The sequence below is a fragment of the Pseudomonas sp. MC6 genome, assembly GCF_054790575.1.
In genome coordinates this window covers 4,786,158-4,806,504 of record NZ_CP186504.1, presented here as the reverse complement: position 1 = coordinate 4,806,504, position 20,347 = coordinate 4,786,158, and the positions used below count along the sequence as shown (strand labels likewise).

17 protein-coding genes are annotated in these 20,347 nt (G+C 59.2%); 16 read left to right on the top strand and 1 reads right to left on the bottom strand.

Annotated elements, in window-relative coordinates; translation table 11 throughout:
* The first annotated feature begins 45 nt into the window (after positions 1 to 45).
* From ACOYXE_RS21460 to ACOYXE_RS21400, 13 genes are all read left to right on the top strand, one after another.
* Positions 46 to 2,406 carry a TonB-dependent receptor gene (locus ACOYXE_RS21460; protein ID WP_460926569.1) on the top strand — a complete coding sequence of 787 codons (2,361 nt, stop codon included), beginning with the start codon at positions 46 to 48 and terminating at the stop codon, positions 2,404 to 2,406.
* A 23-nt stretch (positions 2,407 to 2,429) separates the two neighbouring features.
* Entirely contained in the window at positions 2,430 to 3,773 is a 1,344-nt protein-coding gene (locus tag ACOYXE_RS21455; protein ID WP_460926568.1) for an aryl-sulfate sulfotransferase, read from the top strand.
* A 189-nt stretch (positions 3,774 to 3,962) separates the two neighbouring features.
* Entirely contained in the window at positions 3,963 to 4,289 is a 327-nt protein-coding gene (locus tag ACOYXE_RS21450; protein WP_160054700.1) for a hypothetical protein, read from the top strand.
* A gap of 379 nt (positions 4,290 to 4,668) precedes the next feature.
* Positions 4,669 to 5,478 carry an energy transducer TonB gene (locus tag ACOYXE_RS21445; protein WP_160054702.1) on the top strand — a complete coding sequence of 270 codons (810 nt, stop codon included), beginning with the start codon at positions 4,669 to 4,671 and terminating at the stop codon, positions 5,476 to 5,478.
* Between the two features lie 45 nt (positions 5,479 to 5,523).
* The gene (locus ACOYXE_RS21440) at positions 5,524 to 6,249 is read left to right on the top strand and encodes a MotA/TolQ/ExbB proton channel family protein (RefSeq protein WP_460926567.1); all 726 of its coding nucleotides are present in this window, start codon (positions 5,524 to 5,526) and stop codon (positions 6,247 to 6,249) included.
* 1 nt (position 6,250) lies between these two features.
* Entirely contained in the window at positions 6,251 to 6,652 is a 402-nt protein-coding gene (locus ACOYXE_RS21435) for an ExbD/TolR family protein (protein WP_003220570.1), read from the top strand.
* 382 nt (positions 6,653 to 7,034) lie between these two features.
* Entirely contained in the window at positions 7,035 to 7,616 is a 582-nt protein-coding gene (locus ACOYXE_RS21430; protein ID WP_095047070.1) for an alpha/beta hydrolase, read from the top strand.
* Positions 7,617 to 7,669: 53 nt separating this feature from the next.
* Positions 7,670 to 8,602, top strand: coding sequence for a sigma 54-interacting transcriptional regulator (locus ACOYXE_RS21425; RefSeq protein WP_405122527.1), 933 nt, complete (start codon positions 7,670 to 7,672; stop codon positions 8,600 to 8,602).
* 166 nt (positions 8,603 to 8,768) lie between these two features.
* Positions 8,769 to 9,566: a MetQ/NlpA family ABC transporter substrate-binding protein gene (locus ACOYXE_RS21420; protein WP_160054708.1), complete on the top strand. Its 798-nt coding sequence runs from the start codon at positions 8,769 to 8,771 to the stop codon at positions 9,564 to 9,566.
* Positions 9,567 to 10,496: 930 nt separating this feature from the next.
* Positions 10,497 to 11,162 carry an amino acid ABC transporter permease gene (locus ACOYXE_RS21415; protein WP_122597731.1) on the top strand — a complete coding sequence of 222 codons (666 nt, stop codon included), beginning with the start codon at positions 10,497 to 10,499 and terminating at the stop codon, positions 11,160 to 11,162.
* Positions 11,143 to 11,802, top strand: a complete 660-nt coding sequence (locus ACOYXE_RS21410; protein WP_160054710.1) for an amino acid ABC transporter permease — start codon at positions 11,143 to 11,145, stop codon at positions 11,800 to 11,802. The genes ACOYXE_RS21415 and ACOYXE_RS21410 overlap by 20 nt, the downstream gene beginning before the upstream one ends.
* The gene (locus tag ACOYXE_RS21405; protein WP_077570160.1) at positions 11,799 to 12,581 is read left to right on the top strand and encodes an amino acid ABC transporter ATP-binding protein; all 783 of its coding nucleotides are present in this window, start codon (positions 11,799 to 11,801) and stop codon (positions 12,579 to 12,581) included. Before ACOYXE_RS21410 ends, ACOYXE_RS21405 begins: the two co-directional genes overlap by 4 nt.
* Positions 12,578 to 13,450, top strand: a complete 873-nt coding sequence (locus tag ACOYXE_RS21400) for a transporter substrate-binding domain-containing protein (protein ID WP_460926566.1) — start codon at positions 12,578 to 12,580, stop codon at positions 13,448 to 13,450. Before ACOYXE_RS21405 ends, ACOYXE_RS21400 begins: the two co-directional genes overlap by 4 nt.
* 262 nt (positions 13,451 to 13,712) lie before the next feature.
* Here the strand turns inward: ACOYXE_RS21400 and ACOYXE_RS21395 are convergent, their stop codons facing one another.
* Entirely contained in the window at positions 13,713 to 14,909 is a 1,197-nt protein-coding gene (locus ACOYXE_RS21395) for an AAA family ATPase (RefSeq protein WP_160054712.1), read from the bottom strand.
* 201 nt (positions 14,910 to 15,110) lie between these two features.
* On the opposite strand from ACOYXE_RS21395, the gene ACOYXE_RS21390 reads away from it, so the two are divergent.
* Genes ACOYXE_RS21390 through ACOYXE_RS21380 form a run of 3 tightly spaced genes read left to right on the top strand, consistent with a single transcriptional unit; the run spans position 15,111 to position 20,337 of the window.
* The gene (locus ACOYXE_RS21390; protein WP_460926565.1) at positions 15,111 to 16,214 is read left to right on the top strand and encodes an efflux RND transporter periplasmic adaptor subunit; all 1,104 of its coding nucleotides are present in this window, start codon (positions 15,111 to 15,113) and stop codon (positions 16,212 to 16,214) included.
* A complete protein-coding gene (locus tag ACOYXE_RS21385) occupies positions 16,211 to 17,275 on the top strand; it encodes an efflux RND transporter periplasmic adaptor subunit (protein ID WP_093440529.1) in 1,065 nt (354 codons plus the stop codon). The genes ACOYXE_RS21390 and ACOYXE_RS21385 overlap by 4 nt, the downstream gene beginning before the upstream one ends.
* Positions 17,272 to 20,337, top strand: coding sequence for an efflux RND transporter permease subunit (locus ACOYXE_RS21380; RefSeq protein WP_460926564.1), 3,066 nt, complete (start codon positions 17,272 to 17,274; stop codon positions 20,335 to 20,337). Before ACOYXE_RS21385 ends, ACOYXE_RS21380 begins: the two co-directional genes overlap by 4 nt.
* Positions 20,338 to 20,347 lie beyond the last annotated feature (10 nt).

Genomic DNA, 20,347 nt, shown 5'->3' with positions numbered 1-20,347 from the left:
GCAGCGCTGAAGATGTCTGTGTGTTTTTTGACCAGGAGCCGCGCCATGAGTCCGTTGAACCTTGCGTCACCCTTAACGCCACGACGGCTCAAACGCCTGCCTCTGGCCCTGTTGCTGGCAGGGAGCGCGAGCTGGACTCACGGTTACGCCGCCGATTCTGAAACCCCGGCACCAGTGCCGGCCGGCAAGCCTGCCGCCAACAGTTCGCAACTCGAAACCGTGACCGTCACCACCCGCCGCCGCGAGGAAAGTTCGCAGGACGTCCCGACGCCAATGAGTGTGGTCAGCGGGCAGAATCTGGAGACGCAGCGGGTCTACCGGATTCAGGATTTGCAGCAATTGGTGCCCAGCGTCAACGTCGCCTACATGCACGCACGCCAGTCCAGCGTGTCGATCCGCGGCCTTGGCAACAACCCTGCGAGCGATGGTCTTGAAGGCAGCGTTGGTCTGTACATCGACAACGTCTACCTGGGTCGTCCGGGGATGGCGGTGTTTGATTTGATGGACATCGAACAGCTCGAAGTCTTGCGTGGGCCGCAGGGCACGCTGTTCGGCAAAAACACCACCGCCGGGGTGATCAACATCAGTACCCGTGCTCCGACGTTCACCCCTGAGCGCAGCATCGAAACTTCGGTCGGCGAGGACGGTTATTTCCAGACCAAGGGCACTATTTCCGGCCCGCTCAACGATCAACTGGCCGGACGATTTTCGGCGTACCGCACTCGCAGCGACGGTGACATCAAAAACGAATACGACGGCCATGATCTCAACGGCGGCTCGCGCGAGGGCTTCCGCGCGCAACTGCTGTTCAAGCCCAACGAAGATTTCAACCTGCGCTGGATCGGCGACTACAACGAAGAGGACTCCAGCGCCGGCACCCGCGTGCTGTACAACACTGGGCCGACCATCAACGGCGTCAACCTGTACCAATCGCGCGCCAACGCGGCCGGCGCAACCCTGGTTAACGGTTCGCACCGCAAGGTCAATCTGGACAACGACCAACATGTCACCGTGCATCAGGGCGGCACCTCGGTGGAGGCCAACTGGACGCTGCCGAGCGATTTCACGCTGACCTCGATCAGTTCCTATCGCTTCTGGAATTTCACCCCGCGCAACGACGACGGCCTCAACGTGCCGGCGAGTTACAACGCCGGGGTGTCGGTGGAAGACAAACAGTATTCGCAGGAATTTCGCCTGGCCTCGCCCAAGGGTGAGTTCTTCGATTACGTGGTCGGCGCCTACTACTTCGGTTCGGATCTGGACAATAAATCCTTCGCTTATTACGGCCCACAAGCCGATATCTGGAACGGCACCGCGCGCGGTGCGCTGGCCAACGTCACCAGTGTTGGTAACGGCCATATCAAGACCGACAGCTTTGCGCTGTTCGCCCAAGGCACCTGGCACCTCAGCGAGCGACTGGATTTCACCGCCGGGGTGCGTGGCACTTATGAAGAAAAATCCGCTTGGGTCACGAGGGATGCGCCGATTGGTGGCGCTGCTGTAACAGGCGCGGCGGCCACCGCACGGCGTGGTCGTACCGGCGCTTACGATTCCGGCGACTTGAATCAGTACAGCTCCAGTCCCTCCGGGCTGCTCAATCTCAGCTATCGCATCACCGATGATGTTCTGGGCTACGCCACGTTGTCCCACGGCGAGAAATCCGGCGGGGTTAACCTCGCCGTCGGTTCTGCGCCGGTGGCCGGCGCCGATTCGCTACTGATCGGCACCGAACGCGCGAACAACGCCGAAGTCGGCTTTAAGAGCACGCTGTGGGATCACCGTCTGCAACTCAATGCCAACGTGTTCTGGACCCAGGTCAACGCTTACCAGACCAACGCCTACGACGCGGAAAATCGCGTGCAGTACCTGACCAACGCCGGTTCCGTGCGTTCGCGCGGCGTCGAGTTCGAAAGTACGGTGATCCCGTTGCGCGGTCTGACCCTGAACATCAACGGCTCCTACAACGACGTCAGCTATCTCTCGTACAAAGATGCCCCGTGCCCGCCGGAAGTCAGCCAGGCGCCGGGCGCTCCAGCGTCTTGCGACCTTAGCGGCCATCAAGTGGTCGGCGCCTCGAAATGGATCGGCAACGCCAACGGCGAATACAAATGGAATCTGGATAACGGCTTCGAACCTTACGTCACCGCCAGCTATGCGTTCCGCTCCAAAGCCGTCGGTACGGTCGAGGATTCCGACTACGGCCAGATCCCGAGTTACGCCGTGGTCAACTTCTCCACCGGCCTGCGCGGTGACTTCAATCAGGGCCAGTGGGACGTGTCGCTGTGGCTGAAAAACGCTTTCGACAAAACCTACTACACGACCCTGTGGACGGGCGGCAACGGCGGCTATGAAGGCCTGCTCGGTACACCGCGCACGCTGGGCGTCACCGGTCGCTACGACTTCTGATTCGTCACTCAAGGAGCTGCATCATGTTGCGTATCAAAACGGCTTTGCCGGTGTTGCTGTCCGGCGCAGTGCTCAGCGCCGGTGCCTTCGCCGCACCGAGTGTTTACCCGACGGGCGTCACTCGTTACGACCCGAACAAGGCGTTCAACCAGTACGTGATTTTCAGCGGCGCCGACAAGCAGACGCACCTGATCGACATGAACGGCAACGAGGTGAAAACCTGGCCACAGGCAGGTTTCCCGTCAGCGATCATCGACCCGAAACTGGTCGGCGGAGAGCGTGGGCATGTGTTGCTGCAACTGAGTGACAAGGATCCCGGCAAGCTCGGTTCGGCCGGCAATGGTCTGGGCAATCAGAGCGTCGGTGAGCTGGATTGGCACGGCAAAGTCGTCTGGCAGTGGGGTGACAAGGCCCCCGGTGGCGCGGCGCAACAGCACCATGATCAGCGCCGTTTGAGCAATGGCAACACCGTGGTGCTGGCGAACAAGGTGCACAAGGTCAAAGGCTTCAAAGTGCCCGAGGTGATCGACGATGCGATCTATGAAGTCAGTCCCGAAGGCGCGGTGAAATGGCAGTGGCTGGCCTCGGAGCATCTCAATGAATTCGGTTTCACCGCCGAGCAGTTGAAGCTGGTGCGTGCCAGTGAAAATCCGGATTACCTGCACATCAACAACCTCAGTCTGGTCGGGCCGAACAAGTGGTTCGATGCCGGTGACAAGCGCTTCAATCCAGACAACCTGCTGATTGATTCACGCAACGCCAACTTCATCGCGATCATTGATAAAAACAGCGGCAAAGTGGTTTGGCGTCTTGGCCCGAATCTGCCGCTGATCAACCCGAAAACCGCGCAGAAACTGCCGCGCCCGGTGGATCAGTTTGTCGGTCAGCATGATGCACACATAATCCCGGCCGGATTGCCTGGAGCCGGTAACTTGCTGGTGTTCGATAACCAGGGATCGGCGGGTTATCCGAACGTCACCCTTGGGCTGATTTCCGGTTCGCGAGTATTGGAAATCGATCCGCTGAAAAACGAGATTGTCTGGCAGTACAGCGCGGCGAATTCGAAGCAACCGGGTTGGGCGTTTTACAGCTCGTTTATCAGCAGCGCGCGGCGTTTGCCCAATGGCAACACGTTGATCGACGAAGGCATGAACGGGCGATTTTTCCAGGTGACAACCAGCGGTGAAAACGTCTGGGAGTACGTCAGCCCCTATCTCGGCAAGGCGCCGGGCAGCGACGCGATCAGCAACTGGGTGTATCGGGCGCTGCCTGTGAGTTATGACTGGGTGCCAACGGGCACACCACGCTCCGAGACGGCGGTTAATGCCCCGGTTGTCGGTGTGCAGCAAACCAATGCCAGTCGTTAGTTGAAATGGAATTAGTGCTCGAACGAACGGCGATAAGTTATGACCGGGTTGAACAGTGCATATTGCAATTTAGTTAGTAGCTCGCGTGGACAATAATTGAATGTCCAACCATCCTGACTGTCGTGAGTTTCCAGGAGGAAACTTGCTCTCATCGGAAGACACTTATCCAACGATAAAGGAAATCTCGTTATGTCGAGCATTAATGGCAATTATGTAAACGATAACGCTGGCGCCAAACTGACGATTACCGATGGCAACGATTCCAACGGCACCTTCAGCGGAAAATTCAGCCAGAATGGCGTGAATTACGACATCGCTTACGGTCACTACCATTTTCAAAACAGCACCGGGCAGCCTACGATCATCACGTTCGCGGCGTTGAATGAAGGCACAGGCTATCAGTCCTGGACACTGTTCTCGCCGGATCACAATTACTCGAAAGTTCGTGCGGTTGGTTCGCGCACCAACTTTGACGGTGATGTTGTTGGCCTGGCAGGGGAGTTCCTCAAGCAATAACAGTTGATTAAACAAAAAGGCCGGTGCGCGAAAGTGCCCGGCCTTTTTGCTGTTTCTGGAAAATAATAATCAACTATCTACTTCGTATTAGTCGTCCTGCAAAACCGGGTCAGGCGAATTTGATGCGTTGCATGAATACTTTCAATGCCTGAAAAGCATGCGCTTTTTCACGCATCGCTGCAGCCCGCGTGGCGCGTGGCGTTGGCAGAATTGATCAATTTGTATATTCCATAATGACCTATGCATAACGTTAAAGATTACTTTCGGAGATAAGCGTCAAGCCCAATGATTCACCCATCGATTCGCCGTGGGGGATTCAACAAAACGGTTGATCGGCAGTTTTTGTAGAGAACGCAAAAAGACCGCAGGGAGTGAATCAATGGGCAATGTCCAGACCGCCGCCAGCGCAGAGGAATTGCTGTGGCGTCAGACGCCGGGTGGCGAATTGGTCGATCTCGGCCGGCCGCATCGTGTGCCGTTGGGGCAGTTGCGTTTGCAGCGTGCGCCCAAAGGCATTCTGAGTCGGCGCGAAACAATTCTGCTTGGCGTGCTCGCGCTGGTGGTGCATGGCGCGGTGATCTACTGGATCAGCCAGAAACCGACGCCAGTGCTGCCAATCGTGCCGCCGGAAATTCCGCCGATGACCATCGAGTTCTCGCGCCCGGCACCGCCAGCGCCACCGGTTGTCGAGCCGCCGCCACCTGCGCCTGTGGTTGAGCCACCGCCGCCGGTGGAGGACGAACTGGCGGTAAAACCGCCGCCGCCAAAACCCGTTCCGAAACCCAAACCGGTGGTTAAACAGGCACCCAAACCAGCACCGAAAGCGGTCGAGCAACCACCGACGCCGCCACAACCGGCAGCCCCGGTTGCAGCCCCTGCGCCACCTGCTCCACCCGCGCCGGCACCGGTAACCCCGGCCTCAGCGAATGCTGCATACCTGAAAAACCCGGCACCGGAATACCCGTCGCTGGCCCAGCGTCGCGGTTGGGAAGGCACGGTGTTGCTGCGCGTACATGTGCTTGCCAGCGGTAAACCGGGCGAGATCCAGATAGCCAAAAGCAGTGGCCGGCAACAGCTCGACGACGCGGCGCTGAACGCCGTGAAGCGTTGGAGTTTCGTTCCGGCCAAGCAAGGTGATGTGGCCCAGGACGGCTGGGTCAGCGTGCCCATCGATTTCAAGATTCATTAAACCGAAACCAAATTCGCGCGAAACGTTTACACGAGGGAATACATCATGACGTTACTGGCATCTCCACTGGAATCCATCGAAAGCGCGGTGATCTGGCTGCTGGTGGTTTTTTCCGTCGCCACTTGGGGGCTGGCATTGCTCAAGGCTTGGCAGTTCGGGCGTCTGAAGGCGCAGGATCGGCGTTTTCATAAGCGTTTCTGGGCGGCGTCGAGTCTCGATTCAGCCGCTGAATTGAGCGAGACCCAACCCGGCGCAGCCGCGCGAGTAGCACAGGCCGGTTACGCGGCGATTCAGGTGGGCGAGACGCCACAGGCCAATGATTTGAGCCAGGCGATCAACCATCAGGATCGCCTCGAGCGCGCATTGCGTCAGCAGATCGTTCGCGAACGCCGTTCGCTGGAAACGGGCCTGGCGGTGGTCGCGAGTATTGGCAGTACGTCGCCGTTCATTGGTTTGTTCGGCACGGTGTGGGGAATCATGGAAGCGTTGAAAGGCATCAGCGCCGCAGGTTCGGCGAGCCTGGAAACGGTCGCCGGGCCGATTGGTGCAGCATTGGTCGCCACGGGTGTGGGGATCGCCGTCGCGGTGCCGGCGGTGCTGGTTTACAACTACTTTTTGCGTCGGTTGAAACTGACGGCGGCGGATCTGGATGACTTCGCCCACGACTTCTACAGCCTGGCGCAGAAGAGTGCGTTCCGCGTGTTGATCCACCCGACGGCGCACAAGGTCGCAACGCCGGGCAACGCAGCAAAAGTGAAGGAGGCGTCCTGATATGGCCTTCTCCACGCAAGACAGTGATGAGGTACTCAGCGAGATCAACGTAACGCCGCTGGTGGATGTGATGCTGGTGCTGCTGGTGGTGTTTATCGTCACCGCACCGCTGCTGACCAACGCTATCCCGATCAACCTGCCGAAGACCGAAGCGGTGGCGCCGGTCGAGCAGAAGGATCCGCTGGTGGTGAGCATCGATGGTGCCGGCAAACTGTTTATCAACAAGGATGAGATTCAGCCGGACTTGCTGGAATTCAACCTCAAGTCAGCCAAGGCCAAGGACCCGGAAGTGCGCGTGCAATTGCAGGCCGATGACGGGGTGAACTACGGCGAAGTGGCGCGGGCGATGGCTTCGATTGAACGGGCGGGGATTACCAAGTTGTCGGTGATTACTGCGCGGTGACAGATTCAACGTTTTTCCGGGGCCGTCTCCTTGGCAGGGTGCGGCCCTTTTTTTATTTCTGGCATTAGAAGCAAAGCCCTCACCCTAGCCCTCCCGAAACGTCGGACCGCCCAGAGGGAGAGGGGACTGACCGCGTTGTTTGGCCGCTATACGCCGATCTGAAATATCCAGTCGAACTCCAAATCTGAAAACCGCATAGATCGGCTCCCTTTCCCCCTCGCCCCCTTGGGGGAGAGGGCTGGGGTGAGGGGGAAAGGATCTAAAGTCATACACAATACTCATATTCAATTCAGATCTTAATAAATAGCTTCTTATTCCTTAACGAATATAAATCCCCTCCCTATACTCGTCCAGGAACAGACACGACGCAGGAGAGCTCCCCATGCGCAACGAATCAATCCGCTACCTGATTGTGCCGGGCTGGCAAGGATCGCCAGAAGATCATTGGCAAAGCCACTGGCAGAACAGCCTGCCGAACAGCGCGCGGGTCGAGCAGGCCGATTGGCTGACGCCGCGTCGTGAAGACTGGGTGGCGGCACTGGCCGAGGCGATTGCCGCTGACAGCACGCCTGTCATTCTTATCGCCCACAGCCTCGGCTGCATCACCGTTGCCCATTGGGCAGCCACTGCGCCGCTGCAATATCTGCGTCAGGTGCGTGGCGCCTTGTTGGTCGCGCCGGCAGATGTCGAGCGTCCGGCGTGTGCACCGGCGCTGCGCAATTTCGCACCGATTCCGACTGATCTGCTGCCGTTTCCGAGCCAGGTCGTCAGCTCCGACAACGACGCCGCCGTGAGTGCGCCGCGCGCACTGGAGCTGGCGCGCAACTGGGGTGCCGAGGCGGGAATTCTCGCCGGTGCCGGACACATCAACGTCAAGTCCGGGCATCAGCGTTGGGAGCAGGGTTTTGCTTATCTCTATCGCCTGCAAAACCGTATGGAACACCACGCCCGCCGCCGCGCCTGACCTTTTTTCTTTCAACGCCCCCGTCTGCCGGCGGTTTTGGGCGGGAGCCTGCCATGAGTTTCGAAACCTTCGGTCAGCCGTTGCTGACCTTTCCCGATGCGGAAAAAAGCCCCCTGAGCATTCGCGCCAAGGCGCTGGTGTTCGTCGATCCGCGCTCGCGTCAACTGCGTGAGGAGCTCGAGCAACTGGCGCCGCGCTCGACTTCGGTATTGATCCGTGGCGAGACCGGTACGGGTAAAGAACTGCTCGCCCGGCACATCCATCGCGCCAGTGACCGCAGCGGTCTGTTCGTTTCGGTCAATTGCGGGGCGATCAGCCCGACCTACGCTGATGCCGAGCTGTTCGGCTACGCTGCCGGCAGTTACAGCGGCTCGGCCAGCAGCCGTGCAGGCTGGTTCGGTTCGGCCAACGGCGGTACCTTGTATCTGGATGAAATCGGCGACTTGCCGTTGCCAATCCAGATCAAATTGCTTGCCGCGTTGGAGAACCACGAAGTCACCCGTGTCGGTGCGCATCAACCGAGTCCTGTGGATGTGCGCCTGGTCGCGGCGACCAGTATCGATCTGGCGCAAGCAGTGGACGCCGGGAAATTCCACGAGCGGCTTTATCACTACCTCAGCGAAGGGCAACTGGAACTGCCCGCCTTGCGCGCACGCATCGGCGACATTCTTTCGCTGGCCGAGTACTTCCTTGGCATCTATAGCCAGCGCCTCGACCTGCCCGTGCCGCTGATCAGCGAAGCCGCGCAGCACGTGCTCGAACAACACAGCTGGCCGGGTAACACTCGAGAGCTGGAAAACGTCATTCATTTTGCCTTGCTGGTGAGTGCTGGCGACGAGATTCTGCCGGAGCACCTGAATCTGCCCGAGGTGTCTGGCCCGCAGCTTCAGATCGAGCGGCTGGTTGCACAAATCAACATCGGCGGCAGCGTCGATGAGCGTAAGGCATTGAAAGATTTGCTGATTCGGTTAAGCGATGGTTTGTAAACGGTTTGTTCAACATGAACAAAATGGAATATGAAGCTGAATAAACGTTATTGTCCGGGAATAAAAAATCACGGTATTGTCCGACCCACGCCAGCGATATCACTTCACTGGCACACGTATTAATGCCGTCGTCGATGACGACCGTGATTTTCGATAAGGACACTGCATGAAAAAGGTTCTGTTGTTTACCGCATTGGCGGCTGCTCTGACTGCTTCCCTGGCCAATGCCGGCGAGAAACTGGTGGTTGCTGCGACCCCGGTGCCGCACGCTGAAATCCTTGAGCTGATCAAACCGACCCTGGCCAAAGAAGGCGTGGATCTGGAAATCAAAGTGTTTACCGACTACGTTCAGCCGAACGTACAGGTCGGTGAGAAGCGTCTGGACGCCAACTACTTCCAGACCCTGCCGTACCTGAACAGCTTCAACCTGGGCAAATACAAGGACGACAAGTCCAAGTACCTGGTGACTGTGCAGGGCGTACACGTTGAACCGTTCGGTGGTTACTCGAGCAAGTACAAGACCCTGGCTGAACTGCCGGACGGCGCGACCATCGCCATCCCGAACGAAGGCAGCAACAGCGGCCGTGCGCTGATCCTGCTGCAGAAAGCTGGCCTGATCGAGCTGAAAGACCCGAAAAACGCGCTGGCAACGCCAAAAGACATCGCCAAGAACCCGCACAACTTCAAGTTCAAGGAACTGGAGTCGGCCCTGCTGCCACGCGTTCTGAAAGAAGTTGATCTGGACATGATCAACACCAACTACGCGCTGGAAGCCAAACTGAATCCGCAGAAAGATGCGCTGGTGATTGAAGGCGCTGACTCGCCGTACGTGAACTTCCTGGTGGCCCGTGAGGACAACAAGAACAGCGACGCGATCCAGAAACTGGCCAAAGCCCTGACCAGCCCGGAAGTCAAAGCGTTCATCGAGAAGAAGTACAACGGCGCGGTACTGCCGGCGTTCTGATCTGACGCTTGAACCACCCCCTTCAAGGTGTGAAAACGCCGATGGCCAGTGATGGGCATCGGCGTTTTTGTGTGTGCGTTGAAAAGCCCCTCACCCTAGCCCTCTCCCAGAGGGAGAGGGGACTGATTGGGGGATGCTGTAGAAGTACGCCGACGTGAAAGATCTCTGCCGAATCCATAATCGACTCGATCTTTCAGGTCGATGTAAAACGCCAGACACCACGGTCGGCTCCCTCTCCCTCCGGGAGAGGGCTGGGGTGAGGGGACTGATTGGGGGATGCTGTAGAGGTACGCCGATGTGAAAGATCTCTGCCGAATCCTTAATCGACTCGATTTTTCAGGTCGATGTAAAACGCCAGATACCGCGGTCGGCCCCCTCGCCCTCCGGGAGAGGGCTGGGGTGAGGGGACTGATCGGGGGATGCTGTAGAAGTACGCCGACGTGAAAGATCTCTGCCGAATCCATAATCGACTCGGTCTTTCAGGTCGATGTATGACGCAAGACACCTCGGTTAGCTCCCTCTCCCTCCGGGAGAGGGCTGGGGTGAGGGGTTTTTGACTTACGCTGCAGCCTTCAACGCCCGCCTCAACGCCACCAACAATTTCACAATCTCTTGCGGATCCAGTCGCTGCGGCACTTTTACGTCCATGTTCTCTTCCTTGTTATGAGTTTGGCCGGGGGAGTCTGGCCAAAAGCTGTTCGTCCTTGGAGGGCTTTCGTGAAAAAAAGATCCGTCCTACAGCGCAAAGGAAAATAGCCTTCTTATTCCTTCCCGGCAAACCCACAAGATAGTTTTTTGGGTGATATCAATATGCTTTAACGGTATTTAAATTCTTGTTTTTATACCTATAAAGTCGGTGCTTGCCGGACAGCCATCCGCTGTCCTTGGACTGCACCACCGTCGCTTACCGAGCGGCGTCCAGGACGTTTCATGACCTTCGATTACGCATTTATCCTCAGCACCCTGCCGGCGTTTCTCAAAGCCGTGGGCGTGACGCTGCAGGTCGGATTTATCGCTATCGGTACTTCGTTGCTGGTGGCGCTGCTTAACGCGACCATTCTGGTGTTCCGCACGCCGTACCTGCAAAAACTGGTGGGCCTGTATGTGGAACTGGCGCGCAACACGCCGCTGCTGATCCAGCTGTTTTTCGTCTACTTCGCCTTGCCGGCCGTGGGGATCCAGGTGTCCGGTTTCACCGCCGCGATCATCACCATGACCTTCCTCGGCGGCGCCTACCTCACCGAAGTGCTGCGTGCCGGCGTCGATGCGGTGCCGCTGGCGCAACTGGAATCAGGGCGCTCTATCGGTCTGTCCCACGGCCAATTGCTGCGCTATGTGATCCTGCCGCAAGCGGGGATCCTCAGCCTGCCGTCGTTGTTCGCCAATTTCATTTTCCTGCTCAAGGAAACCACTGTGGTCTCGGCGGTGGCGGTGCCGGAAATTCTCTACACGACCAAGAGCTACATCGCGCTCTATTACAAAACCTACGAAATGCTCGCCGTGCTGACGCTGATCTGCGTGCTGCTGTTCTTGCCGCTGTCGCTGTTGCTCAGCCGTTTGGAAAGGAGGCTCCAGCATGGCCAGTTCGGGTCTTGAGTTGCTTTGGGTGTCGTTGCCGCAACTGGCCAAAGGCGCCGGACAAACCTTGTCGATCTCTTTTCTGGGCATTGCCATCAGCACTGTCGGCGGCGTGCTCTACGGCGTATTGCGCACGCTCAATATCACGTGGCTGAACGCGATTCTGAGGGTGTATCTGGAGCTGTTCCGGGCGATCCCGGTGCTGGTCTGGTTGTATCTGTTGTTCTTCGGTTTGCCGATTTTCTTCGGCCTGAGCATTCCCAGCTTCTGGTGCGCGGTGCTGGTGCTATCGCTGTGGGGCGCCAGCGAGGTCGGCGAAGTGGCGCGCGGAGCCCTGCATTCGTTACCACGCGGCCAGCGTGAAGCGGGGCTGTCGATTGGTTTGAACGCCGCGCAACTCTACGGTTACGTGTTGCTGCCACAAGCGCTGAAACGCATGACGCCGCCGACCATCAACGTCTACACGCGGATCATCAAGACCAGCTCGCTGGCGGTGCTCATCGGTGTGGTCGATGTGATCAAGGTCGGCCAACAGATCATCGAGCGCACTTACGAATCGGTGCTGATCTACGGCGCACTGTTTCTGTTTTTCTTTTTGATCTGCTACCCGCTGTCGGCCGCCTCGCGCGTGCTGGAGCGGCGCTGGACGCAAGCATGAGCGCATTGATCGAGTTTCACGGTTTCAACAAATTCTACGGCGAGCAGCAGGTGCTCAACGGCATCGACCTGCAGGTGCAGAGCGGCGAAGTGATCGTCATCCTCGGCCCCAGCGGTTGCGGCAAAAGCACCTTGTTGCGTTGCCTCAATGGCCTGGAAGAGGCCCACAGCGGCAGCCTGAAGTTTCTCGGCCGTGAGCTGCTGGACAAGGCCACCGACTGGCGCGAGATCCGTCAGCAGATCGGTATGGTGTTCCAGAGTTATCACCTGTTCCCGCACATGAGTGTGCTCGACAACCTGCTGCTCGGCCCGCTCAAGGTGCAGAAGCGCCAGCGCCGTGAAGCCCAGCAACAAGCCGAAGCGCTGCTTGAGCGCGTGGGACTTTTGGACAAGCGCGATGCTTTCCCGCGTCAGCTCTCCGGCGGCCAGCAGCAACGCATCGCCATCGTCCGCTCGTTGTGCATGAACCCGCGCGTGATGCTCTTCGACGAGGTCACCGCCGCCCTCGACCCGGAGATGGTCAAAGAAGTTTTGCAGGTCATTCAGGGCCTCGCTCGCGAAGGCATGACCCTGTTGATCGTCACGCATGAAATGGCCTTCGCCCGCGCGGTGGCCGACCGCATCGTGTTCATGGATGCCGGGCGCATCCTTGAACAGAACCCGCCCGAGATTTTCTTTACGAACCCGCAAACCGCACGCGCGCAGCAGTTTCTGGAGAAGTTCTCCTTCGTGGCAACACTGCCGAAAACGAATCCGACAAAGGAACTGGAACTGTTATGAAAACTGCCGCTTTTTTACTGCCCCTGCTCAGCCTCGCCTTGCTTGCCGGTTGCAGCAAGACCGAAGAACCGCCGAAGCCGAAAGTCGCCAGCGAAAGCACCGCGCCGGCCGGTTATCTGGACAAGATCAAGGCCCGCGACAAGTTGATTGTCGGCGTGTTCACCGACAAGCCACCGTTCGGTTTTGTCGATGAAGCTGGGCGCTACGTCGGCTTTGATACTGATATCGGCCGGCGTTTCGCCAAGGATCTGCTCGGTGATGAAAACAAGGTCGAGTTCGTTGCCGTTGAGCCGGCGAGCCGTATTCCGTTCCTGCAAAGCGACAAGGTCGACCTGATCCTCGCCAACATGACTGTGACGCCGGAGCGCAAGGAAGCGGTGGAATTCACCAACCCGAACCTCAAGGTTGCGGTGCAGGCGTTGGTGCCGCAAAGCAGCTCGGTGAAAAACCTTGATGACCTGGCGACCCGCACCACCATCGTTACTACCGGCACGACTGCTGATATCTGGCTGACCAAGAATCATCCGGACTGGAAACTGCTGAAGTTCGAGAAAAACTCCGAATCGCTGCAAGCTTTGGCCAACGGTCGTGGTGATGCTTATGCACAGGACAACCTGGTGCTGTTCAGCTGGACCAAGCAGAACCCGGGCTATCGCGTGCTCGATGAAAAGCTCGGTGCTGAAGCGCCGATTGCGCCGGCGGTGAAGAAGGGCAATATCGAGTTGCGTGACTGGGTGAATACTGAGCTGGCCAAGCTGGGTGAGGAGAAGTATCTGCTCAAGCTGTACGACCAATATGTGCGTAAAGAGCTGAGTGATGACACCAAGCCTGAGAGTGTGATTGTCGAGGGCGGCAAGTGGCAGGGGTGATTGCCTGTTGAATCGGTGGTGAGGCCTGCCCCTCACCCCAGCCCTCTCCCGAAGGAGAGGGAGCCGACCGAGGTGTCTTGCATCAGACATCGACCTGCGGAACCGAGTCGATTATGGATTCACAGATGCATTTCGCGTCGGCGTCACTTCGACTTTGGATTCACAGATGCATTTTCACGTCGGCGTCACTCTTGAGCATCCCCCAATCAGTCCCCTCTCCCTCTGGGAGAGGGTTAGGGTGAGGGGCTTTTGCCTGAATCACTCAATCCGGCCAGTTCCACGCCGGCTCATCCAGCACCCGCTGGCCGACAATCCCGGTCTGCCCCAGGGTTTTCTCCAGCACAATGCAATTGCACTCGGGATCTTCCTGCAACGCCGAAATCAACCGCCGTGCATGGGACACCACCCACACCTGACACTGCTCCGACGCACGAATGATCAACCGCGCCAACGCCGGCAGCAGATCCGGGTGCAGGCTGGTTTCCGGTTCGTTCAGCACCATCAGCGACGGCGGCCTCGGCGTCAGCAGCGCCGCGACCAACAATAGATAGCGCAACGTCCCGTCCGACAGCTCCGCCGCCGACAATGGCCGCAGCAAACCTTCCTGATAAAACTCGATGGCAAAACGTCCACCGGCCTGCGCTTCGATATGCACCCGCGCGCCAGGAAATGCATCGATAATCGCCGCCCGCATCGCGTCGCCATCACCAATCTCGATGATGGTCTGCAACGCCGCCGCCAGATCCCGCCCATCGTGATGCAGCACTGGCGTGCGCGTACCCAGTTGCGGTTGGCGCACCGGCGCATCGGCATCGCTGCGAAAGTGATCATAAAAGCGCCAGCGACGAATGAACTCGCGCATCTGAAACACTTCCGGCGAGCTGCGCAGGCTGCCAACCTGATCGAACAGGCTGTCAAAGTTCGGCGTGTGTTGTGCCAGCACATCCCATTTGCGCTCGGCGCGTGCGCGGATCATCGGGCCGTCACGATCCACCAGCAGGCTGGCGGGGCGGTAAAGCGCGCCGGCCCAGATGCATTCGCGCTTGATCTGCGGGTCGAGGCTGAAGCGCGAGGGAATTGGCCGGGAATGTTCGGGTAGCATGAAATGCCCGTTGGAATCGGGCAGCCCGAGGCTGATCGAATAACTGAAGTCTTCTCCGGCAAACCCCAGGCGCAGCCGCTTCACACCCTGACGCACCGTCGACTGAATGGGCACTTCGCCGTTGCGCATGCGCCGGCTGATGGTTTCCGGCCCGGCCCAGAAGGTCGACTCCAGCCCACCCTCACGGGCCAGCGCATTGACTACGCCACCCTGAGCGGTTTCCGCCAGCAGACGCAAGGCCCGGTAGAGGTTGGACTTGCCGCTACCGTTGGGGCCGGTGATCAGGTTGAGCCGGCCGAGCGGGATCACCAGTTTGTTGATCGAACGGTAATTGGCCACTGCCAGAGTGTTGAGCATGGAATTCCTTCTCTTGAGACGCTTATTGTAGGAGCTGCCGCAGGCTGCGATCTTTTGATGTTGTTTTTAAAAGATCAAAAGATCGCAGCCTGCGGCAGCTCCTACAGGAAAACATGGGGGACGAACGGGCGAACGTTGAACCCTGTTCTAAGCTCACAGTCGTATCGTCACTTGCACGTTCGTACACAGGAAGGAGTCTGCATGGCGAGTCCCGGTTTGAAAACAGCGGTCATGCTGAGTCTGTTCACTTTGCTGACCGCATGCGGCGAGAAAAAAGCTCCTGAGGAATACCTGCCCAGGGTCTTCGTACAGGAAGTGAAACCCACGGATTACGCGGCTGCGGTGACATTGACCGGTGACGTGCAGGCGCGCGTGCAGACTGAACTGTCGTTCCGCGTCGGCGGCAAGATCATTCAGCGCATGGTCGATGTCGGTGACCGGGTTACGGCCAAACAGGTGCTGGCCAAACTCGACCCCAAGGATTTGCAGACTAACGTCGATTCCGCCCAGGCCCAGGTCGTCGCCGAACAAGCGCGGGTCAAACAGAGCGCCGCGGCGTTCGTGCGCCAGCAAAAACTCCTGCCCAAGGGCTACACCAGCCAGAGCGAGTACGATTCCGCCCAAGCCGCGTTGCGCAGCAGCCAAAGCGCCTTGAGCGCGGCGCAGGCGCAATTGGCCAACGCCAAGGACCAGCTTAGCTACACCGCGCTGATTGCCGATGCCCCGGGCGTGATCACCGAGCGTCAGGCCGAAGTCGGCCAAGTGGTGCAGGCCACCGCGCCGATTTTCAGTCTGGCCCGCGACGGCGACCGTGACGCGGTGTTCAACGTCTACGAATCGCTGCTGGCCGAGCGTCCTGCGGATCCCTCGATCGTCGTCAGTCTGCTCGATAACCCTGCCATCAAAACCACCGGCACGGTGCGTGAAATCACCCCGGCGGTGTCAGCGCAGTCCGGCACGGTGCAAGTCAAAGTCAGCCTCGACAGCCTGCCCCAAGGGATGCAGTTGGGCTCGGTGGTCAGCGCCACCGCCAAGGGCAGCGGCAAGTCAGCAGTCGAATTGCCATGGTCGGCGCTGACGAAAAACATCAGTGATCCGGCGGTGTGGATGGTCGACGATAAAGGTGAAGCGCAGTTGCACAACGTGACCGTCGGCCGCTACCTGATCGGCAAGGTCATCATCAGCGAAGGCCTCAAGGGCGGGGAGAAAGTCATTGTCGCCGGTGGGCAGTTGCTGCATCCCGGCATGAAAGTCGAAATCGCTGAAAACACCTACAAGGATCTGCAACCGGGAGCACAGCCATGAAGCGTCTGGGGCTGTTGTCCGTGGGTGTGTTGCTGGCGGCCTGCTCAAAAAGCGAGCCACCTCCGGAGCCGGTACGTCCGGTGTTATCGGTCAAGGTTCAGGCATTGAGCGAGGAAAGCCTGGGGCGTTTCGCCGGCAGCATCCAGGCGCGTTATGAAAGCAACACCGGTTTCCGCGTCGGTGGCCGCATCGCCAGCCGCAACGTCGATGTCGGAACCGAAGTGCAAAAGGGCACGCTGCTCGCCACCCTCGATCCGTCTGATCAGCAGAATCAATTGCGTTCGGCCCAGGGCGACCTGGCCAGGGTTCAGGCGCAACTGATCAATGCCCAGGCCAATGCCCGCCGTCAGCAGGCGCTGTTCGATCGTGGCGTAGGGGCGCAGGCACAACTGGACATCGCCACCACAGACTTGAAAACCACCCAGGCCTCGCTGGACCAGGCACGGGCGGCGGTCAATCAAAGCAAGGACCAGCTCGGCTATACCGAACTGCGTTCCGACCATAAAGCCGTGGTCACCGCGTGGAACGCCGAAGCTGGGCAAGTGGTGACGGCGGGCCAGCAGGTCGTGACTCTGGCGCAACCGGACATCAAGGAAGCGGTGATCGATCTGCCCGACACCCTGGTCGATCAGATTCCTTCCGACGTGGTGTTTCTGGTGGCCGGGCAACTCGACCCGAGCATCAACACCACGGCAACCCTTCGCGAGATCGAACCGCAGGCGCAAAGCGCCACGCGTACTCGTCGGGCACGCCTGACGCTGGCCGAGACACCGGACGGTTTCCGCCTCGGCACGGCGATCAGCGTGACCCTCAGTTCGGCGATCAAACCGCGCATCGAATTGCCGGCTACCGCTTTGCAGGAGGTCGACGGCAAACCACGGATCTGGGTCATCGACACCCAGAGCAAAACCGTCAGCCCCCGCGACGTCAGCGTGATCAGCCGCACCGACAGCAGCGTAGTGCTCGCGGGCGGCGTGAAGAACGGCGAGCGCGTGGTCAGCGCCGGCGTCAACAGCCTCAAACCCGGACAATCGGTAAAACTTGACGAGGACAGTCAATGAAAGGCTCTTTCAACCTCTCCGAATGGGCCCTCAAGCATCAGTCATTCGTCTGGTACCTGATGTTCGTCGCGTTGCTGATGGGCGTGTTCTCGTACTTCAATCTGGGCCGCGAAGAAGACCCGTCGTTCACCATCAAAACCATGGTGATCCAGACCAAATGGCCGGGCGCGACCCAGGAAGAAACCCTCGCGCAGGTCACCGACCGCATCGAGAAAAAACTCGAAGAGCTCGACTCCCTCGACTACGTGAAAAGTTACACGCGCCCCGGCGAATCGACGGTGTACGTGTACCTGCGCGACACCACCAGTGCCAAGGACATCCCGGAAATCTGGTACCAGGTGCGCAAGAAGATCGACGACATTCGCGGGCAGTTCCCCCAAGGTATTCAAGGGCCCGGGTTCAACGACGAGTTCGGTGATGTGTTCGGCTCGGTCTACGCCTTCACCGCCGACGGCCTGACCATGCGCCAGTTGCGCGATTACGTAGAACAGGCGCGGGCCGAGATCCGCAATGTGCCGGGGCTGGGCAAGATCGAAATGATCGGCCAGCAGGACGAAGTGATTTATCTGAACTTCTCTATCCGCAAACTGGCGGCGTTGGGTATCGATCAGCGTCAGGTTGTGCAGAGCCTGCAATCGCAGAACGCCGTGACCCCGGCCGGTGTGATCGAGGCCGGGCCTGAGCGGATTTCCGTGCGCACTTCCGGGCAGTTCGCCTCGGAAAAGGATCTGGCCGAGGTCAATCTCAAGCTCAACGACCGTTTCTATCGTTTGGCTGACATCGCCGACATCACTCGCGGCTACACCGATCCGGCTACTCCGGAGTTCCGCTTTGACGGCAAACCGGCCATCGGTCTGGCGATTGCCATGCAGAAGGGCGGCAACGTTCAGGAGTTCGGCAAGGCGTTGCACCAGCGCATCGATGAACTGACCGCAGACTTGCCGGTTGGCGTGGGTGTGCACACCGTGTCCGATCAGGCGGTGGTGGTGGAAGAAGCGGTCGGTGGCTTTACCAGTGCCCTGTTCGAGGCGGTGATCATCGTGCTGGTGGTCAGCTTCATCAGCCTCGGCGTGCGCGCCGGCCTGGTGGTGGCGTGCTCGATTCCGCTGGTGCTGGCGATGGTGTTTGTGTTCATGGAATACAGTGGCATCACCATGCAGCGGATTTCTCTCGGCGCACTGATCATCGCCCTCGGCCTGTTGGTGGACGACGCGATGATCACCGTGGAGATGATGGTCACGCGCCTGGAAATGGGCGAGACCCGCGAGCAGGCCGCGACGTTCGCCTACACCTCGACGGCGTTCCCGATGCTCACCGGTACGCTGGTGACCGTCGCGGGTTTTGTGCCCATCGGCCTCAATGCCAGCTCCGCCGGTGAGTACACCTTCACCCTGTTCGCGGTGATTGCAGTGGCGATGCTGGTTTCGTGGGTGGTGGCGGTGTTCTTCGCTCCGGTGATCGGCGTGCACATTCTCAGCGCCAACGTGAAACCCCATGAGGCCGAGCCGGGCCGCGTCGGGCGTGCGTTCAATGGCGGTCTGTTGTGGGCGATGCGCAATCGCTGGTGGGCGATCGGTATCACCGTGCTGCTGTTTGCCCTGTCGATTTTTTGCATGCGCTTTGTGCAGAACCAGTTCTTCCCGGCATCGGACCGCCCGGAAATTCTCGTCGATCTCAACCTGCCACAAAACGCCTCCATCGACGAAACACGCAAGGCCGTCGACAAGCTGGAAGAAACCCTCAAAGGCGACCCGGACATCGTGCGCTGGAGTACCTACATCGGTCAGGGCGCGATCCGTTTCTACCTGCCGCTCGACCAGCAATTGCAAAACCCGTACTACGCACAACTGGTGATCGTCAGCAAAGACTTCGAGGCCCGTGAGGCATTGAGTCAGCGTCTGCGCGAGCGCTTGCACAAGGACTTCGTCGGCATCGGCAGTTACGTCCAGGCGCTGGAAATGGGCCCGCCGGTGGGGCGGCCGATCCAGTACCGGGTCAGTGGCAAGGACATCGATCAAGTGCGCAAGCACGCCATCGATCTGGCCACCGAACTGGACAAGAACCCGCACATCGGCGAGATCATTTACGACTGGAACGAGCCGGGCAAAGTCCTGCGCATCGACATCGCCCAGGACAAGGCACGGCAGCTCGGGCTGTCCTCCGAAGACGTGGCGAACCTGATGAACAGTATTGTCAGTGGCGCGCCTCTGACCCAGGTCAACGACGACATCTACCTGATCAACGTGGTCGGCCGGGCGGTGAATTCGGAGCGCGGTACGCCGGAAACCCTGCAGAATCTGCAGATCGTTACGCCCAACGGCACATCGATTCCGTTACTGGCGTTCGCCACTGTGCGCTATGAGCTGGAACAGCCGCTGGTGTGGCGTCGCGACCGCTTGCCGACCATCACCATCAAGGCTTCGGTGCGCGACGAGATCCAGCCGACCGATCTGGTGAAACTGCTCAAGCCGTCGATTGATGCCTTCGCTGACAAACTGCCAGTGGGCTACAAAGTCGCCACCGGCGGTACGGTCGAGGAAAGCGGCAAGGCGCAGGGGCCGATTGCCAAGGTCTTGCCGTTGATGCTGTTTTTGATGGCGACGTTCCTGATGATCCAGTTGCACAGCGTGCAGAAGATGTTCCTCGTCGCGAGTGTCGCGCCGCTGGGACTGATCGGCGTCGTACTGGCGTTGGTGCCGACCGGTACGCCGATGGGCTTCGTGGCGATCCTGGGGATTCTGGCGCTGATCGGCATCATTATCCGCAACTCGGTGATTCTGGTGACGCAGATCGATGAGTTCGAGAAGAAGGGCTATGCGCCGTGGGATGCAGTGGTGGAGGCGACCGAGCATCGGCGTCGGCCGATCCTGCTGACCGCCGCTGCGGCAAGCATGGGCATGATCCCGATTGCTCGCGAAGTGTTCTGGGGGCCGATGGCGTACGCGATGATTGGCGGGATTGTGGTCGCGACGTTGCTGACGCTGTTGTTCCTGCCGGCGCTGTATGTGGCCTGGTACAAGATTCGCGAGCCGAAGAAGGACGCTTCGTCATCGACCCACTGAGGGAGCTTGT

Coding starts and splice junctions, on each gene's coding strand:
- ACOYXE_RS21460 (WP_460926569.1), top strand. CDS start 46: ATGAGTCCGTTGAACCTTGCGTCACCCTTAACGCCACGACGGCTCAAA.
- ACOYXE_RS21455 (WP_460926568.1), top strand. CDS start 2,430: ATGTTGCGTATCAAAACGGCTTTGCCGGTGTTGCTGTCCGGCGCAGTG.
- ACOYXE_RS21450 (WP_160054700.1), top strand. CDS start 3,963: ATGTCGAGCATTAATGGCAATTATGTAAACGATAACGCTGGCGCCAAA.
- ACOYXE_RS21445 (WP_160054702.1), top strand. CDS start 4,669: ATGGGCAATGTCCAGACCGCCGCCAGCGCAGAGGAATTGCTGTGGCGT.
- ACOYXE_RS21440 (WP_460926567.1), top strand. CDS start 5,524: ATGACGTTACTGGCATCTCCACTGGAATCCATCGAAAGCGCGGTGATC.
- ACOYXE_RS21435 (WP_003220570.1), top strand. CDS start 6,251: ATGGCCTTCTCCACGCAAGACAGTGATGAGGTACTCAGCGAGATCAAC.
- ACOYXE_RS21430 (WP_095047070.1), top strand. CDS start 7,035: ATGCGCAACGAATCAATCCGCTACCTGATTGTGCCGGGCTGGCAAGGA.
- ACOYXE_RS21425 (WP_405122527.1), top strand. CDS start 7,670: ATGAGTTTCGAAACCTTCGGTCAGCCGTTGCTGACCTTTCCCGATGCG.
- ACOYXE_RS21420 (WP_160054708.1), top strand. CDS start 8,769: ATGAAAAAGGTTCTGTTGTTTACCGCATTGGCGGCTGCTCTGACTGCT.
- ACOYXE_RS21415 (WP_122597731.1), top strand. CDS start 10,497: ATGACCTTCGATTACGCATTTATCCTCAGCACCCTGCCGGCGTTTCTC.
- ACOYXE_RS21410 (WP_160054710.1), top strand. CDS start 11,143: ATGGCCAGTTCGGGTCTTGAGTTGCTTTGGGTGTCGTTGCCGCAACTG.
- ACOYXE_RS21405 (WP_077570160.1), top strand. CDS start 11,799: ATGAGCGCATTGATCGAGTTTCACGGTTTCAACAAATTCTACGGCGAG.
- ACOYXE_RS21400 (WP_460926566.1), top strand. CDS start 12,578: ATGAAAACTGCCGCTTTTTTACTGCCCCTGCTCAGCCTCGCCTTGCTT.
- ACOYXE_RS21395 (WP_160054712.1), bottom strand. CDS start 14,909: ATGCTCAACACTCTGGCAGTGGCCAATTACCGTTCGATCAACAAACTG.
- ACOYXE_RS21390 (WP_460926565.1), top strand. CDS start 15,111: ATGGCGAGTCCCGGTTTGAAAACAGCGGTCATGCTGAGTCTGTTCACT.
- ACOYXE_RS21385 (WP_093440529.1), top strand. CDS start 16,211: ATGAAGCGTCTGGGGCTGTTGTCCGTGGGTGTGTTGCTGGCGGCCTGC.
- ACOYXE_RS21380 (WP_460926564.1), top strand. CDS start 17,272: ATGAAAGGCTCTTTCAACCTCTCCGAATGGGCCCTCAAGCATCAGTCA.